Raw genomic sequence first — 18,271 nt, forward strand, 5'->3', positions numbered from 1 at the left:
TGAACCTGAACCTGAACCTGAACCTGAACCTGAACCTGAACCTGAACCTGAACCTGAACCTGAACCTGAACCTGAACCTGAACCTGAACCACAGTCTAATCAGGATTTAATGGTATTCGACCCAAATCATCATGAGTTGATTGGGCTTGAGTCAGCAGCTGTTCAAGAAACAGTTAGTGTTCTGGAAGAAGATTTTATTCCAGTACCAGAGCAAAAGTTAGTACAAGTTCAGGCAGAAACCCAAGCCAAACAAATTGAATCTGAACCAGCTTTCTCTGCTGAACCTCAAGGTTTGTTTGAATCATCAAGCGCTGAATTTTCTCTTGGTCAAGATGCGCCTATAACTCATGATTTGCCTTCTGAACCTGTTGTTGAACAACAGTCATTGGTGCAGTCTGAAGTTATTGAAACAGTTGCCGTTGTAAAAGACTCTAGCACAACTGATAATGAGCAGCTTATGCCTCAAGATATCTTGAAGCTTTCTCCTCAAGTTTTAGAAGGTGAATGGACGCTTGAAAAATGGGAATATTGGTTTAGAAATAGCCAGCTTTCTCCAGCGGTTCAAGAACTTGCTCAGCATGGTGTGATGACCGGTGAAATTGGCGGCAATACTATTTTCCATATTCCTCAAGAATATGAAAATATGCTGACTCAATTACAGCAAGGGCTTATTGATGCATTAAATGGACAATGGCCGAATACTCAATTTACAGTTGAATATGGTGCTTTAAATACATCTACCCCATATACCATTCAAAGTGCACGTAAAGAAAAGGCCTTTCACAGAGCAGCTGAGCTATTACAGCAACAGCCAGTCATTAAGAGTCTCATAGAAACTTTTGATGGCGAACTGCAAAATATTCAATTAAAGCCTTAAATTCATCTAAGTTTTGATCTGGTGAAGAATATAAAAATCTTAGAATTTTCATATTCTTCATTGGATTGAAATATTCAGGTCATGTCACCGTCATTGTACTTTTCTATGTTAGCCATTTTAGATTTTAAATGGATTGTACATAGCAATGAAAAGGCAATGCACTGGAATAAATTGTTTTAAGTATTCATATCTTTTATTAATCGGCGCGATTCTGCTGAGTGGTTGTAACGACTCATCAAATGATAATTCAAATACGCCAGATACAGGTAAAAAGCCTGTAATGCGCTGTGCCCCATAAACTTAAATAATAAAAAGAACCTGATCATGATTACACGCCGTAAATTTTTAAATTACTCTTTAAATATGGGTTTTGGTGCTGCGGCATTAGCGGCTTTCCCATCGAGTATTCAAAAAGCTTTAGCAATTCCTGCAAACAATAAAACTGGCACCATTCAGGATGTCGAACACGTTATTATCTTAATGCAGGAAAACCGATCTTTTGACCATTACTTTGGAACATTAAAAGGTGTTCGAGGTTTTGCCGATCGTTTTACGATTCCTTTGCCTAGTGGCCGTCGTGTCTGGGAGCAGCTTAGAAGTAATGGACAAGTTTTAACGCCTTTTCATTTGGATGGGACGGCCAATAATGCACAACGTGCAGATGGGACGCCACATACATGGAATGACAGTCAGTTAGCTTGGGACAATGGGCGTATGGCGAACTGGCCAACCCACAAAACTGATATCTCCATGGGCTATTTTAAAGAAAAAGAAATTCCATATCAGTTTGCACTTGCGAATGCCTTTACGATTTGTGATGCCTACCATTGCTCTATGCATACAGGAACAGATGCAAATCGGTCTTATCATTTGACGGGTACCAATGGTGCAACACCGACCAAGCGTTCATTTGTAAATAATGAGTGGGACTGGATTGATGGTAACCCAGCGACGGCAGATCGTGGTTATACATGGAAGACCTATGCCGAGCGTTTAGAAGAAGCAGGCATAAGCTGGATTTGTTATCAAAATATGCCAGATGAATGGGGCGATAATATGCTTGGTGCATTTCGTACGTTTAGAAAGGCGAACATTGCATCTGGTTATCCAGTTTCAAGTGGTGGTGAGCCGAATAAACCGTATGCCGATACGGGTCAAAAGCTACCGTATAAAGCGTATGATGCTGCGACCGATAATGCCAAAAACCCATTGTACAAAGGCATTGCAAATACGTTGCCGGGTAATAAACCAGAAGAATATCTTGACGCTTTTAAACGCGACATTCGTGAAGGTACGTTACCGCAAGTCTCGTGGATTAATGCGCCATCAATTTATTGCGAACATCCGGATCCTTCAAGCCCAGTTCAAGGGGCATGGTTTATTCAAGAAATTATTGACGCGTTAACTGCGGTGCCTGAAGTCTGGAGTAAAACTGCACTCATTATCAATTTCGATGAAAATGATGGTTACTTTGACCATGTGCCATCACCATCAGCGCCATCTCGTCTTAAAAATGGTCAGTACGCTGGAAAATCAACATTAAGCAGTGCTGATATGCAGGACGAATATTTTGACCATGCTGCACCTGAGGGAAGCCATTCTCAGCCTACACCTGATGGACGAGTTTATGGTCCGGGTCCTCGCGTCCCGTTATATGTAATTTCTCCATGGAGCCGTGGTGGTTGGGTCAACTCACAAGTTTTTGATCATACGTCTGTGCTCATGTTTTTAGAAAAACGTTTTGGAGTAAAAGAGCCGAATATCAGTCCATATCGCCGTGCAGTGTGTGGTGATTTAACCAGTGCATTTAACTTTAAAACACCAAATGCAGATATTTTACCGCAGCTTAATGGTAAACAAACCCGTGTGCAGGCAGATGAGTTAAGAGAAAACCAAGAAGCTTTGCCAGCTGTTCCCGTACCGACAGATATTAAGTTGCCGATTCAACAGAGTGGCATACGTCTGTCACGTGCGCTACCTTATGAACTGCACACCAGCGCGCGCTGTAAAGCGGTCGGTAAGGTGCAATTGATATTCTCTAATACGGGTACGCAAGCAGCGGTTTTCCACGTATATGACAAGCTCAACTTAGACCGTATTCCAAAGCGTTATATTGTAGAGCCGAATAAAACTCTAGATGATGAATGGGACGCTTTAAAAGATAATTTAGGTCGTTACGACTTATGGGTGCTCGGTCCAAATGGCTACCATCGTCATTTTAAAGGAGATACTCAACGTATTGTCGATAGTGGTGTTAAACCTGAAATTCGAGTGTGTTATGACATTGCCAACGGTGATGTGTATGTAGAACTCATGAATGAAGGAACTAAGGATGCAATATTGACGGTAAAACCTTGTGCATACCGCCAAGATGCACCGTTACAACTGACCGTAAAAGCGGGTCAGGTCGTTAAACAACATTGGGCTTTGGCTGACGTAGGACATTGGTATGATTTTGAAATCACCAGTCAAAGTGATCCGTATTATTACCGACGTTTTGCTGGTCGAGTTGAGACGGGTGAAGACTCCTTTAGTGATCCTGCAATGATATAAGTAGAGAGGGGGCAAAAAGAGTAGTTTATTTTCTTTTTGCCCCATTTTTTATAATAAATAACTCTTTAAAACCTCGCGAACTGTCTCAGAAATAGGTACAGTTTTACGCGTTTCGCGATCAACAAACACATGAACAAAATGTCCTTGAGCTGAGGCTTGGTCTTGACCTTGTTTAAAGATTGCCAATTCATAGCGTAAAGATGTCGTGCCGATTTTCCCAATCGCAACACCCACTTGAATAATTTCTGGAAATGACAATTCCTGATTAAAGCTACAAGCTGAATCGACGACTAACCCAATTGATTTTGCTTCATGAATATCAAAACCTATTTTTTGAATCAGTAACGCATTGGCTGCAGTATCAAAATAGCTATAGTAAGTCACATTATTCACATGACCATAAATATCGTTATCTGCCCAACGCGTTTGAATATCTAAAAAGAACTTAAATTGATCACGGGTTTTTAAAACGGGTTTAGTCATCAATGAATCGCCTGATAAATTGCCAAAGCAGCAGCTTCTGTCATGTCACGTGGGTTATTTTGTAGTAAGCGGGTTTGCAACATGGCATCTTGAGCAAGTCTAGGTAAGCTAGACTCATCAATACCCAGATCTCTAAGTTTTAAAGTCAAACCACTACGGTCTAAATGATTCTGCATATGGTCAATAAAAAGATCACACAAACCATCGGTGCTGCCATTACTATATGGATCTAACCATTGCATAAGCTCTGCATAATATTGTTTAGCATGTGGTGCATTAAATTTTAATACTTCAACCAATACTAAGGCATTGGTGTGACCATGCGAAAGATGAAAATGTCCACCCAGTGGATAAGCTAAAGCATGTACCGCAGCAACGGGCGAGTTTGCAAATGCCTGACCTGCAAGCATTGAGCCGAACAGCATATTTTGCCTTGCTTCCAAATCATTGCCGTTCTTAAGAACTTTCGGTAAGTTATGATTTAGTAGCTTGAGTGCATGTTTGGCTAAAATATCGGTATATATATTTTTTTTGTGCTTAGAAGTATATGCCTCAATGGCATGCACCATCGCATCAATACCTGTTGCAGCAGTAATATGGACTGGAAGGTTTTGAGTAAAGGTTGCATCAAGAATTGCTGTGTCGGCATACAGTACTGGAGAGACAATCCCCATTTTTGTCGTTTCACCAGTAGTCACAATTGAGATTGGCGTTACTTCTGAACCAGTACCAGCCGTAGTCGGAATCAAAATAAGCGGAAGGCGAGCTGTAGTGACTTGGTTTACGCCATACATTTCTTGCAAATGTTGAGTTTGGTTGGGGTGGGCAAGCAAAGCAATAACTTTTGCAACGTCCAAAGAACTACCACCACCAAAACCAAGAATGACATCGACATTTTGCTGTTTTGCATAATTGGCTGCATCTAAAACCACTTGTTCTGGTGGGTCAGCCTGCACATCCGCATAAATGACATATTCAATATTGAGGGTATCTAAAATTTGAAGGATGGGACGGTGTAATTGATTTTTAACCATACCCGCATCAGTGACCAGCAATAACTTACGGTAAGTTTTTGAGGACAATATATTCTGTAATTCTTGTATAGAGCCTAAGCCAGAGATGATATTTGGAACAGTTTGAAATTGAAAATGGCTCATATACATTATTTCCTTATTTTTGAACATTATTGTTGAATGGTTCTATAAGATTCAATCTCCAGATAAGTTAGCATAAGACACTTTAAAATAAAGCATTCTCGTAAGGTGATTTTATAGCTCAGGATTTAAACCAGCAAAAGCAAATTTAGATTGCAAAAAACTCAGCTAACTATCGACTAATGGCGGGGTTTTTTATTATTAAGTATTTCTGTAATATCAATTTGATAGTATAAGCAAGGAAAAATGCCAAATAATCAGGATCAATAATCAAAAAGAGGGAGCTGACTTTATAAACTTATGCTTACAAAGTTTTGGTTATAAGTTTTTGAATTAATTTTTTTTTATTGATAGTGGGTGTGTGGGAATTATCCAGTTGTAAAGTTGGAAATATAACCAAATACGTATTTCCTGTTTTTAGAGGTTAGATGTCTTTTTCGTTAGGACCATTTCTGATTGAGACGGGGAAAACAAGGTCTTTTTATTATTAAGAAAAAACATAATTTTTTGAGGTGGAATTTAAATAGTGATGTACACAATTAGATATGTTCATCGGAACAATACTTACTATATCGCTTCGAATAACGAAGGAAATTTTATTATTCTTGAGTCACTTGACTCAGAGTTCCGTATGGGTCATCAAATTTCATATGATGGTGAAAAAGTATTTAACCTGACACTAAATGATGAAACGGATGCAGTCATTAAACTGGAGAGTAACGAAAAAGGCGCATATGAGTACTTACATTCAGTTAAGTAAATAAGCTTTTTTATTCTTAAGTATTTCTGTAAGATCCCCGAGTTGCTTTAAACAACAATAAACCTTAATGATCAGCGCAAAAGTCATAAGGGGAAAGCCTACTTGAAAGAGTAGGCTTTTTTTATATCGTGTCTCGAGTTCTTCGAAATGGCTGAGTCATAAGAAAGGATAAAAGATCAGATAGTTTATCGACCGATTTATCAACTTTTAATCTATTGATAAACATTATTTTCCTTTTCAACCCATGTGAGTTTTGACAAAATGCAACAAGTCACATGGTCAATGCGGTTGTCACAAATTTATAGTTTGTTAAGATTTTGCGTGCACCCAATTTATTTTTATTTAATTCAAAAGTTTGGATGTAATTTCTAATGGAAACACAATATAAGGTGTTATGTGTCTGTTTAGGAAATATCTGCCGTTCTCCCACGGCTGAGGTGGTTTTTAGACATTATTGTGATGCTCATCAACTCAGTGTCATTGTCGATTCAGCTGGAACAAGTAATTATCATCCAAATAAAGCGCCTGATCAGCGCAGTCAGTTGCATGCTAAAAAAAGAGGCTATGACTTATCGACTTTACGAGCAAGACAACTTTCAACTCAAGACTTTTTAGAGTTTGATTTGATTTTGGCAATGGATCATCAAAATTTTGAAGATATTCATGAAGTACTGCAAAGAGCCGTCTCACAATTTGGTGCTCATCAAATTCGTGCAAAAGTAGCTTTAATGAGTGAGCATGATCCTGAATATCCACAACAAGCGTTGCCAGATCCTTATTATGGCGGTGCGGATGGCTTTGAGCGTGTACTCAATCAATGTGAGTCTAGTAGTTTGGCATGGGTTAATATTTTAAAAAAACAATTGAATGTTTAAGAATAGGTTTTTCAACACAATGCAAATTCAGAATCAAGTACAGCTTAAGCCATTCAATACCTTAAGTTTAGATGCAACCGTTTCCCACTATACTAAAGTTGCCAATATTCACGATATTGAAGAAGCTTTAGATTTTGCAGAGCAGCATCAGTTAAATGTACTTGTATTATCGGGCGGTAGTAATATGTTGTTGCCGCAGCAGATCAATGCTTTAGTTATTCATCTTGATATTCAGGGAATTGAAGTTTTATCGAACGATCATGATTTTGTTCGGGTTAAGGTTGGTGCAGGCCAAGTCTGGCATGATTTTGTTTTATACAGCACTGAGCAAAACTGGTTTGGTTTGCAAAATCTTGCACTTATTCCAGGCTTAGTCGGCGCTTCTCCCGTACAAAACATTGGGGCTTATGGAGTAGAGGTGGGTGAGTTTATTGAGTCAGTACAAGTGTATGACCGCAATTTAAAGCAAACTCAAACAATTTTAGCGGCTGACTGCCATTTCGCCTACCGCCATAGTATTTTTAAAGATGATCCGAACCGTTACATTATTACACATGTCACTTTTAAATTACTTAAACAGCCACACTTAAAACTTAATTATGGCGATTTAAAACAAGCAGTTGGAGATAATCAGACTGCTGAAAATTTACAGAATCAGGTCATCCATATTCGCCAAAGTAAGCTTCCTGATCCAAAAGAATATCCAAATGTAGGTAGTTTCTTTAAAAATCCGATTGTTAGTCCTCAAGAGTTTGAGCGTTTAGTCACACAATTCTCAACAATTCCTCATTATCCTCAAGCGAATGGAAACGTTAAAATTGCAGCAGGATGGTTAATTGATCAGGCGGGTTGGAAAGGGAAGCAACTCGATATGGTGGGGATGTTCCATAAACAGGCATTAGTTTTGGTGAATTATGCCAATGCATCTCTTACTGATGTAAAGAAAACTTATCAGGCTGTACAACATGATGTTGATCAGCGTTTCCATATTATGTTAGAACCAGAGCCTGTGCTTTATAACAGTTTAGGTTTAATTGAAAATCATACGGAATAGTTTTATGCCAAAAGTACACTTAATGGTACGTTTAGTCCAAGTAGTCACCGTACTATTTGTGCTATTAGGCTGTTTCGTGGTTTTTTTATATTCGCCGTTTTATTCAAAACTTATTGTAGCTGGGCTTAATTATTTTGTTCCTGTTGACGTTAATCAGGTTGCCGCTGAGAGCCAAAGACAGGCTTCGTTAAGTGAACATGATAATTTAGAACCCGGTTCAAATTTATGGATTGCTCGTCAGGCGTATTTAAAATTGACAGAGCAAGCTTTACGTGAAAAAAAGACATCTGATTTGACCTATATTCAAGAAAATTATAAAGCCTTACAGCAAATTATTCTTTTAGAAGAAAAGGAACAGGATACACAAGAACAGGAAACCACGGTAACCGTTCCTCTAGTCGCTAAAAATTCAGAAATTGATGCTGCAGATGAGGCGAGTAGTCCTGTTAATGAAACACTTTTTATTAATAGTTCTGAAAATAAGGCACTTACCGAGCAATATACAGAGTTTTTAGCAAGAAAACCTGTGGTACCAGAGCATCAAGAAGCTGTCAGTGAACCTGAACAGAAAATCGAATATGTACGTAAAAATCCAATACCTGTACAACCTAAAAAGTTATCAGAGCCTTATGCAATTGTTGTGTTGGGCGGAGGATTAACTTTAGACAAAAATGGTAAAGATATTGTAGTGAATGGCTATACGCGTTTGCGATTAGAAAAAACTTTAGAAGTTGAAAAACAAAATCATCTACCTATTGTACTGAGCGGTGTAGAAGCGCCTTATATGCAAGCTTGGTTAAAAGAGCGCGGTGTTGATGCCAAGCTATTAGAAAAGCGTAGTATGAACACATGTGAAAATACTCGTTTTAGTTCTTTATTGCTTCAGAAAAAAGGTGGAGCACCGACGGTGATGCTGGTTACAGATGAATATCATATGCCGCGTACACGCCGACTCTTTGCCTTAAATGGTATTGAAACTATTCCTGTTGTGGCTCCAATGCCAACTCCACTGACGCGCTGGCAACCAAGTGTGCAAAATTACGATCATAGCCGCCGTGCAAATTATGAATTACTTGCGACAATTCGCGACATGTTGTTTGGCTCAAGTGATTGTCGAGAGGTTCCTTAATGTCAGATATTCCATTTCTCAATCCTGCCGTATTAAAACAATTAGATTTACCGGTTCCTAACCGTGATCTTACGCCGCAGGTTTTGAGTCCACTCAATTTAAATACATTAGAAGAACCTTCTCGTGATTTGTTAGCTTACCGCAAATTATATGGTTTACATTTACTTGAATGTGACCATTGGCAGGGCTATGTTCAAATGCCTTTATTCCGTTTGCATGTACAAGTTTTCAAACCCAAAGTAGAAAAAATACAAGGTACAGTTTGCCTATTGCATGGCTATCTTGAACATAGCGGTATTTATCAGCCAATTATCCGTGAAATTCTTGAGCAGGGTTTTAGCATCATTACTTATGATTTGCCTGGCCATGGATTAAGTGATGGTTCACCGGCCAGTATTAAAAATTTTGATCATTACCAGCAAGTTTTGATGGCTGTTTATCAATATGTAAAACATGCAGATCAATTGCCAAAGCCGTGGGTTGGTATCGGTCAGAGTACGGGTGGCGCAATCTGGATGCATCACCTATTGGAATATGCTGAAAAACGCCAAGATCCGATTGTAGATCGAGTACTTTTACTTTCTCCTTTGATTCGACCGGCAAAAACTGCATGGTGGCATAACCCTGTTGGATTGGGCATTATTCGCCGTATTAAACGTCAAGTACCAAGACACTTTAGACGTAATAATCATAATCCTGAATTTTTACGTTTCATTCGCTTAAAAGATCCGTTGCAACCCCGAATGATGGGAATGGACTGGATTTTGGCCATGTCAAAATGGATGCAGGAAATGGAAGCGCGACCTGCTTGCCGTATCCCAGTCTGGCTTGCACAAGGTGCTCTCGATCAGACAGTTGATTGGCGTTACAACATTGAATTTATTCGTCGTAAATTTAGACTGCAAACGTTGTTAATGCTTGAAGAAGGTTCTCATCAATTAATTAATGAACGTGCGGATATACGTGCTGCATTAACAGGATTGATTCCGGCCTTTTTACATGCAAAGCCAAAACATTTTTATTATTAAAAAATAATGCATCTATCCAAAAAATTTAGATAGATGCATGAATCTGGGGCTTTATTTTTTAATTTTGATAAAGCTATATGAAGCATTTATAGGGAGAGGCGTCCCACTATAAATGCTTAACTGATAAAATTAATATCAATTAAAAATGATTAGCATCCGCCATATTCCACATTCGATAATAAAAATTATCATCGTCATTAATAAGTTCAGACTGTAAAAGTTCACCTTCTTTTAAGAAAAAATGCAGTTGAGCATAGTTCTTAATTTCACGGTCATTTACTCGCTGAGCTAAATGATGAGCTTTAATATCAGAAGGATGACGTAAACCAGCAGCAGCAATCATTTCTGATAATGCATGCAATGTGTTTTTATGGAAATTAAATACTCGTTCTGATTTAGTTGGTACATCAATTGCCTTTTGACGATCTTTATCTTGGGTTGCAACGCCTACTGGGCATTGGTTGGTATGACAGCTTTGTGCCTGAATACACCCGACAGCAAACATGAAACCACGTGCCGAGTTAACCCAATCTGCACCAAGCGCAAAAGTACTCGCAATATCAAATGCACTAATAATTTTACCACTCGCGCCAATTTTAACTTGATCTCTTAGCCCTGCACCGACAAGTGTGTTATGGACAAAGCGTAAGCCTTCACGTAATGGAGTACCGATATTGTCGCTAAACTCAATTGGCGCTGCTCCCGTACCACCTTCAGAACCATCAACAACAATAAAATCAGGAACAATTTTTGTTTCAAGCATTGCTTTAACAATACTCATAAATTGCCAAGGTTGGCCAATACACAATTTAAAACCAACTGGCTTACCACCAGATAATGTGCGTAACTTTTGTAAGAAATGCATCATTTCAATTGGGGTAGAAAAACTAGAATGCTTGGCAGGAGAAATACAATCGTGATCGCGCGAAACACCACGTATTTGAGCAATTTCTTCGGTAATTTTATGTTTAGGTAAAATACCGCCGTGACCAGGTTTGGCACCCTGTGAAAGCTTCAGCTCGATCATTTTGATCTGTGGTAATTGAGATTGCTTGGCAAATTTTTGCTCGTCAAATTTTCCATCAAGCGTACGACAACCAAAATAACCACTGGCAATTTGCCAAACAATATCACCGCCATTTTCCAGATGATAAGGGCTTAAACTTCCTTCGCCAGTATCATGATAAAAACCGCCTAATTGTGCTCCTTTATTTAGGGCACGAATTGCATTGGCACTTAAACTACCAAAGCTCATGGCAGAAATATTCATAATAGATGCGCTATACGGTTGTAGGCATTGTGCATTACCCACCTGAATACGGAAGCTTTTTGGATCTGCGGGCGGGCAAGGGCTTATTGAGTGAACAATAAAACGATAATTTTCTTGATAAACATCGATGATTGAACCAAAAGGTTTATCTGCATTTTCATTTTTAGCACGTTGATAAACTAAGCTTCTTTGCATGCGTGAAAAAGGTAGAGCATCTTGATCCGCTTCAATAAAGTATTGGCGAATTTCAGGACGTATATCTTCAAACAAAAAACGAAAATGCCCCATAATTGGGTAATTTCTTAATATTGAATGTTTATTCTGCAAAATATCATAGAGACCTAATAAGCTTAAGGCGCCTGTAACCACCCATAAACCGTTAAGGAGAGTGTCAGAAACAAAATAGTAGATACTATGAGGGGTATATACAGTACGAAACCACGTAATACTGAGCGCAGTAAAAATACATAAAAACCAGATAGAATGGCGTGAGAAAAATGTATTGAGAAATTTATGTCGAATGATTTGTGCTGGACTCGCCATATTGGAACAAATTCCTAATGTTTTACTGGCACATACCTTGCCAAGAAGCAAGTCAAACTACAAGTATGGAATTGTTAGCTCAAACCTAAAATAAAGTAGAAGATATAAAATCCACACAAATAATAAAAATTAAGAGGGTTATTTATTTTGGATAAATTCTATTTTTAAATGTGAAGTTACTCGGAGCTGAGAATTAAATTTTTTGCTTTTTATTGTCTTTTCTAGATCTCTTAATTAATTTAAAGAAATCTAGTATATTTTTAATTTTACACAGCGAATTGGAGTGGGGGAAATAGGATGACTTAATTTAGATTGAAAGCGAAATTTTGAATATATCGGAATTTATAGAGGGGTTTATCGATAATGTTGTTTTAGGATGAGTAAAAACAGAAAAAGACAAATTAAAAAAATAAGAAAAAACATCTGATGATTAAATACCTTATGAATATTAAATGTATTTTTACACAAGTTAACAGATTGTACAAATTAAATTACAGTTCTCTTTTCCCTTATTTTTTCTTTCTTATCCATAAAAAATGCTTTTAGAGACAATTGAATTAACAATAATTTAGTTATTTGTATTACAAAACAAAGTGTTAAAATTAAAGGGTTGGGATGTTTTGATATATAACTATCTCTAATTTTAACCTATTGAAAATGCAAAGGTTTATAGCTTGTTCCAACCACTTACCATCCAAACTAGACTTGGCGGATTCTACTTTTTCTACTATTCCATTGTTGGTACATTCATGCCTTATTGGAATTTGTATCTTCAAGATCAAGGATTTAATTATCAAGAAATTGGTGTTTTATCATCAATTGCGATTGTAACGCGTTTTTTTGCACCGTTAGTTTGGGGCTGGATTGCTGATAAATCTGGTAAACGAATGCTACTTGTCCGGCTGGCAACTTGGATGGAGTCCTGTATATGGTTAGCTATTTTTATAGTGCCAAATACTTTTCAGTCAATTGCTTTGCTTATGCTTATTTTTAGTTTCTTTCAAAATGCTATTTTAGCTCAATTTGAAGGTGTTACTTTATTTTGGTTGGGTGACCAAAAAGCGAAGCTTTACGGCAAAATTCGTAAATGGGGGTCTGTTGGGTTTATTGTTGGGGTATTCACTATTGGAGCAATTTTAGAAATAGTGCCTATTTCAATGCTCCCAATTTTATTATTAATTATTGCTTCACTGGCCTTCGTCTGGTCTTTCACAATCCGCGAACCTGATAGTGCACCTATCTCACAAAAACATTTAGAACCTTTACTTCCTGTTCTTAAACGTCCAACTGTGGCTGCATTTTTTGCAATTGAATTTATTCTGCTTTTTTCACATGCGCCTTTTTATAGTTTCTATAGTAATTTTTTGAAATCTTTAAGTTTTAGTACCACGCAAATTGGTTTCTTATGGGCTATGGGTGTTTTTGCTGAAATTTTTATGTTTTCAATTGCTGCAAAAGTTTTTCAACATTTCTCATGGCGTATTTTGGTAATTGTTTGCTTAATATTGACGAGCATACGTTGGATGATGGTTGCAATATTTTCACATTATTTTGTTGGTCAAATTTTTGCACAGTGTTTGCACGCTTTTAGTTTTGGTTTATTTCATTTAATTGCGATGCGAGTAATTTTTCAAAACTTCTCAGCGGGACAACAGGGACGCGGACAAGCACTTTACAGCACGATGTGGGGATTAGGGGTAGCCTTTGGTAGTGTTTTAGCTGGGCATTTCTGGAAAATTCTTTCTGGTGAAGTCATCTTTATGTGTGCAAGTGCGGTGGTACTATTAGGCCTAGGTTTTGTGATGTGGCTTCCTAAACAAATCGACTCTTCCACATAAGTTTGAGGTGAGATAAAACTTTAATAACTTTGTATTGAAAAAAGCAAATAAATATAAAATTGTTTGTTGACTTGTTGTGGCACGTTACAGTTGAAAAATATTGTTTTTATATGGTTATGGAGCAATGATTTTCTAAAAAAATATGCTAACTTAAGTTCATGCGTTTAATGATTAATAAATCTATGAAAAATATTTATATTATTGGATTATTGTGGGCTTGTTCTGGTTTAGCTGTGGCAGAAACAGCTACTCAACAGCCAGCCGAACAACCTGTTCGGACTGCAAGTAATCCTAACGCTATACGTATTGTTACGCGTCCTGAAATTATGGGATTATGGGGAATGGAGATTCCAAATAATAAGAAATGTGTGGAATATTATAACTTTCGCAGTAGTAACGATGTAGTGATTAAAAGCGGTCAGGAATGGTCTTATGGTATTTATGAATATCAACCATCTGATGATCCTAAAGAGCAGCTAGCCGCTTTAGTGATGCAAATTAAATTTGATAATAATAAAGTAGATTGTTCTGGTCAGAAGCAAGACCAAACAGGTGATGTCTCACAATATTTTGTACAATGGAAAAACGATCATACCATCAATTTCTGTTCGACTGCGAAGGGTGAGCAATGCTTTGCGACTCTGCGTAGAGTGTTACCATAAAATGATAGATATAAAAAAAGCCTCTTAAAAATAAGAGGCTTTTTTTATTATGCAGTTTCAGCTTTCTTTTCTTCCACTTGCTTTAACAAGTGTTTTTCAAGGTAATGGATGTCCATTGCTTGAGAGCAGAAGCTCTTATCTTGCAAAATAAGATCTTTATGCAAAGGAATATTTGTTTTAATTCCTGTAAGGATCATTTCATCTAATGCTTGACGCATACGTGCAATTGAAGTTTCACGATCTTTACCATGAGAAATCAATTTAGCAATCATAGAGTCATAGTAAGGAGGAATGCTATATTCTGGGTAGATATGAGAATCTAAACGAATACCTGCACCACCTGGTGCATAGAAACTTTCGATTTTACCTGGTGAAGGTAAGAAAGTTGTTGGGTCTTCTGCATTGATACGGCATTCAATTGCATGTCCCTGAACTTTAATGTCTTCTTGTTGAAGCTCTAGTCCTAGGCCACCTGCAATACGTAACTGCTGTTCAATAATATCAACACCAGTAACCATTTCAGTTACAGGGTGCTCTACCTGAACACGAGTATTCATTTCAATAAAGAAGAATTCACCGTCTTCAAATAAGAATTCAAATGTACCAGCACCACGATATTGCATTAACTGACAAGCATGAACACAAGCTTCTAAAATATCAGCTCGAGCTTGCTCTGGTAAATTCGGTGCAGGTGCTTCTTCTAGTACTTTTTGATGACGACGTTGTAATGAACAGTCGCGGTCATATAAATGGATTGCATGACCATTACCATCACCAAGAACTTGAACTTCGACATGGCGAGGTTTTTGTAAGAAGCGTTCCATGTAAACGGTATCATCACCGAACCACATTTCTGCATCACGTTGCGCTGCTTGAACTGATTCAAGTAGTGTATCTACACGCTCAACAATACGCATACCACGTCCACCACCACCAGAAGCGGCTTTAACAATGAGCGGGAAGCCAATTTCTTTTGCTTCTGCCAATGCATTGTGGATAGTCACTGCATGGTCACAACCTGGTACAGTAGGTACGCCAGCTTTTTTCATGGCAACAATCGCAGAAACTTTATTCCCCATAAGGCGAATATGTTCTGGACGAGGGCCAATAAAAGTAAAGCCTGAACTTTCTACAATTTCAGCAAACTCAGCATTTTCTGAAAGGAAACCATAACCCGGGTGAATAGCATCAGCACCGGTAATTTCTGCAGCAGTAATAATTGCCGGGATATTTAAATAGCTATCACTACTTGCACCCGGACCAATACATACTGCTTCATCAACAAAACGTAAATGCATCAAATCCTTATCGGCATCTGAATAGATACCAACAGTCTTGATTCCTAATGTTTTACAAGCCCGGGTAATACGTAAAGCGATTTCACCACGGTTTGCAATTAAAACTTTTTGCAACATAGACGTCCCCGGGGTAATTACGCGCGATAACGGAATAAAGGTTGACCGAATTGGATAACTTCACCATTTTTCACTAAAATTTCTTCAATCACGCCACTTTGAGTTGCTTCAATTGGGTTCATGATTTTCATTGCTTCAATAATACCCAAAGTTTCACCAGCAGATACAGTTTGACCTACTTTAACAAATGGTGCTTCGCCTGGGCTTGGAGCAGCGTAGAACACGCCAACCATTGGAGAAGTTTCAACTGCTCCACGCGGTGTTTTTGCAACTGGTGCTTCTGCAACAGGAGCAGCCGGAAGTGCTACACCAGCCGCAGCAACGACAGGATTGCGACGAGTTAAAGCGATTGATTGATCACCTTCTTTAACTTCGATCGCTTGCAAGTCAGACTCAATCATTAAATCGATGAGTTTCTTAATTTTGCGGATATCCATGGGCGACTATTCCTAAACTAGTTTGGGTTAGATGGTTGAATTTTTTCAATAGCGTAATCGAGCGCAAAACGATAGCCTTTTGCACCTAGACCACAAATCACGCCAATTGCTTTATCAGATAAATAAGAATGGTGTCTGAATGCCTCTCTTGCATGGACATTCGACAAATGTACTTCAATGAATGGAATCGCAACGCCAAGTAGGGCATCACGTAGAGCAACTGAAGTGTGGGTGAGGGCAGCAGGATTAATAATAATAAGTTTTACGCCTTCAGTTTGTGCCTGATGAATACGATCAACAATGGCACCTTCCCAGTTGCTTTGAAAAGTATCTAATGTAATTGAAGCTTGTTGAGCTTGATTAATAAGTTGTTGGTTAATATCACCTAAGGTAAGATGACCATATACTTCTGGTTCGCGTTTTCCCAGCAAATTCAAATTCGGTCCATGAATCACCAAAATGGTCGAACTCATTCAGATTGCTCCAGCTCTAAAGTTGCAAATATTCTTTGCAAGATGTCTGCAAAGTTTGCTTATTATGGCATATGTTTCTACAATTTTTTTATAATTTGTTTTCATCGTCGCAGAAAGGGTATACCAAATTCGGCTTATATATTGTAAATTTTGCGATGATTTAGCAATGTTAAAAAATGACAAAATTTCAAGTAATTTAATAGAGCTTATTTTAAACTGAATTGACAAAAACAGTTCATGTATTTTGTGTAACGGCTATAGAGTTCTCTCCAATCACTAAGAGTTCATTCCACCGAGTCAGATAGTTTTTTGAACGGTGGCATTGTTTCATATGCCAAGATGAACTTCGAGAATGATAACCGACTTGTAAATAGTGACTACCGAATCGGTTACGAACTGTGCTGAGCGTTTGCATCAATTGTTGTCTTTGATGAATTAACTCCAGAGGTTGCCATAAATCATCAATGTGATGTTGACGGGGATGCAAACCACAAAATAAAACTCCAATCTTAATGTATTTCTTATTTTCTTTATATAAAACATCAATTTGTTGCATTGCTGCTTTTGTTAATATACATAGATCATCTGTTGCATAATTTAAGCCTATCGCTTGAGATGATGCTTTTTTATAAGGTGGTTTATCTATTTTTTCATAAAGCATGACTTGAATGCAGGCACATAGTTGCTCTTGTTTCATTAAACGGCGATGAGCACGGTTGAGATGGAAAATAAGTGCTTGTTTAATAATTTCAATGCTGGATAAAGCTTGAGCAAAACTACGTGAAGCTAAAATTCGTTTTGTGACGATGGCAGGATCGTCGAGTTGAATACAGGATTGGCCTTTTAGCTCACGAATGGTACGTGCCATCACCACAGAAAAAGCTTTTGCTAGATGATGCTCATTGGCAAAAGTTAAGTCTAAGCATGAATAAATCTCATAGCTTCGTAATTGTTTGACCAATTGATAGCCAATTCCCCACACTTCTTTGACCGAAGTATTTTGCATGAGGTCTTCAAGAAGCAAAGGATCTAAAGTGATGAAATTACAAATTTTATTAAAGCTTGGAATCTTTTTAGCATAGTGATTGGCTAATTTTGCTTGAGTTTTTGAATATCCGATACCAATACAGCAAGGTAAGCTTAACCAACTTTCTAGAGTTTCTACGACTTTGGCACAGTAAGAGTGAATATCTATAGACTGTAGGTAAGGGGTAAGGCGAATAAAGCATTCGTCAATAGAATAAGCTTCTAAATCATCGGGTGAGAAAAACTCCCCAAGTACTGAAAAAAAGCGACGCGACATCTCGGCATATAAAGTGTAGTTACTTGAATAGACGTGTACACCTGCTTGAAGAGCGTATTGCTCGATTTGATACCATGGAATACCCATTTTGATACCCATGTTTTTTGCTTCTTCACTACGTGATACAACACATCCATCATTATTAGAAAGTACTACAACAGGCAGACCAATAAGTTTGGGGTTAAATAAGCGCTCACAACTAACATAACAATTATTGATGTCGACAAGCGCGTAAATTTCGCGGTGTGAGATTTCCATTGTGACTTACCCCATTAAAAATATTGGTAAAACGACATATTGATATTATTTTCATAAACACGTTGATGTGGAGTGTTTAGGTGAAAAAAGTTGCATTTTGAATATGTAACAAAATCAAGTTAACAAAAATTTTGTCAGAATGCTAGGTAAATTCTGTGG

At 37.9% G+C, this 18,271-nt stretch carries 15 protein-coding genes and 1 pseudogene; 9 read left to right on the plus strand and 7 right to left on the minus strand.

Features of this window, described 5'->3' with window-relative positions; genetic code table 11:
- Positions 1 to 877: pseudogene (locus F931_RS22365) on the plus strand (DNA polymerase III subunit gamma/tau); the annotation flags it as partial.
- A 324-nt stretch (positions 878 to 1,201) separates the two neighbouring features.
- Complete coding sequence (locus tag F931_RS06895; protein WP_016140676.1) at positions 1,202 to 3,430, plus strand: phosphocholine-specific phospholipase C; 2,229 nt, start codon at positions 1,202 to 1,204, stop codon at positions 3,428 to 3,430.
- A 48-nt stretch (positions 3,431 to 3,478) separates the two neighbouring features.
- Here the strand turns inward: F931_RS06895 and F931_RS06900 are convergent, their stop codons facing one another.
- Positions 3,479 to 3,913: an acyl-CoA thioesterase gene (locus F931_RS06900; RefSeq protein ID WP_016140677.1), complete on the minus strand. Its 435-nt coding sequence runs from the start codon at positions 3,911 to 3,913 to the stop codon at positions 3,479 to 3,481.
- Positions 3,913 to 5,070 (minus strand): iron-containing alcohol dehydrogenase, encoded by a 1,158-nt coding sequence (gbsB, locus tag F931_RS06905; protein ID WP_016140678.1) that lies wholly within the window; start codon positions 5,068 to 5,070, stop codon positions 3,913 to 3,915. The genes F931_RS06900 and gbsB overlap by 1 nt, the downstream gene beginning before the upstream one ends.
- Positions 5,071 to 5,596: 526 nt before the next feature.
- Here gbsB and F931_RS22495 point away from each other — a divergent pair.
- The 5 genes from F931_RS22495 to pldB all read left to right on the plus strand — a co-directional run bounded on the left by F931_RS22495 (position 5,597) and on the right by pldB (position 9,913).
- Positions 5,597 to 5,827, plus strand: a complete 231-nt coding sequence (locus F931_RS22495) for a hypothetical protein (protein ID WP_005068773.1) — start codon at positions 5,597 to 5,599, stop codon at positions 5,825 to 5,827.
- A gap of 371 nt (positions 5,828 to 6,198) precedes the next feature.
- Positions 6,199 to 6,702, plus strand: coding sequence for a low molecular weight protein-tyrosine-phosphatase (locus F931_RS06915; protein ID WP_016140679.1), 504 nt, complete (start codon positions 6,199 to 6,201; stop codon positions 6,700 to 6,702).
- Positions 6,703 to 6,721: 19 nt separating this feature from the next.
- A complete protein-coding gene (gene murB, locus F931_RS06920; RefSeq protein WP_016140680.1) occupies positions 6,722 to 7,756 on the plus strand; it encodes a UDP-N-acetylmuramate dehydrogenase in 1,035 nt (344 codons plus the stop codon).
- 4 nt (positions 7,757 to 7,760) lie between these two features.
- Positions 7,761 to 8,885, plus strand: coding sequence for a YdcF family protein (locus F931_RS06925; protein ID WP_016140681.1), 1,125 nt, complete (start codon positions 7,761 to 7,763; stop codon positions 8,883 to 8,885).
- Entirely contained in the window at positions 8,885 to 9,913 is a 1,029-nt protein-coding gene (gene pldB, locus F931_RS06930; RefSeq protein ID WP_016140682.1) for an alpha/beta hydrolase, read from the plus strand. Before F931_RS06925 ends, pldB begins: the two co-directional genes overlap by 1 nt.
- 139 nt (positions 9,914 to 10,052) lie before the next feature.
- Here the strand turns inward: pldB and F931_RS06935 are convergent, their stop codons facing one another.
- On the minus strand, positions 10,053 to 11,726 hold the full coding sequence (locus tag F931_RS06935; protein WP_016140683.1) for an FMN-binding glutamate synthase family protein: 1,674 nt from the start codon (positions 11,724 to 11,726) through the stop codon (positions 10,053 to 10,055).
- A 674-nt stretch (positions 11,727 to 12,400) separates the two neighbouring features.
- Here F931_RS06935 and hcaT point away from each other — a divergent pair.
- A complete protein-coding gene (hcaT, locus tag F931_RS06940) occupies positions 12,401 to 13,564 on the plus strand; it encodes an MFS transporter (protein ID WP_016140684.1) in 1,164 nt (387 codons plus the stop codon).
- 158 nt (positions 13,565 to 13,722) lie between these two features.
- Positions 13,723 to 14,226, plus strand: coding sequence for a hypothetical protein (locus F931_RS06945; RefSeq protein WP_002115710.1), 504 nt, complete (start codon positions 13,723 to 13,725; stop codon positions 14,224 to 14,226).
- Positions 14,227 to 14,273: 47 nt separating this feature from the next.
- Here F931_RS06945 and accC read toward each other — a convergent pair whose 3' ends face one another.
- The 4 genes from accC to impB all read right to left on the minus strand — a co-directional run bounded on the left by accC (position 14,274) and on the right by impB (position 18,112).
- Positions 14,274 to 15,641: an acetyl-CoA carboxylase biotin carboxylase subunit gene (gene accC, locus F931_RS06950; protein WP_002115704.1), complete on the minus strand. Its 1,368-nt coding sequence runs from the start codon at positions 15,639 to 15,641 to the stop codon at positions 14,274 to 14,276.
- 17 nt (positions 15,642 to 15,658) lie between these two features.
- Entirely contained in the window at positions 15,659 to 16,078 is a 420-nt protein-coding gene (gene accB, locus F931_RS06955) for an acetyl-CoA carboxylase biotin carboxyl carrier protein (protein ID WP_000354611.1), read from the minus strand.
- 17 nt (positions 16,079 to 16,095) lie between these two features.
- Complete coding sequence (aroQ, locus tag F931_RS06960) at positions 16,096 to 16,551, minus strand: type II 3-dehydroquinate dehydratase (RefSeq protein WP_016140685.1); 456 nt, start codon at positions 16,549 to 16,551, stop codon at positions 16,096 to 16,098.
- A gap of 235 nt (positions 16,552 to 16,786) precedes the next feature.
- Positions 16,787 to 18,112: a Y-family DNA polymerase gene (gene impB, locus F931_RS06965; RefSeq protein ID WP_016140686.1), complete on the minus strand. Its 1,326-nt coding sequence runs from the start codon at positions 18,110 to 18,112 to the stop codon at positions 16,787 to 16,789.
- Positions 18,113 to 18,271 lie beyond the last annotated feature (159 nt).

The sequence above is a fragment of the Acinetobacter pittii ANC 4050 genome, assembly GCF_000399685.1.
GTDB lineage: Bacteria > Pseudomonadota > Gammaproteobacteria > Pseudomonadales > Moraxellaceae > Acinetobacter > Acinetobacter pittii_E.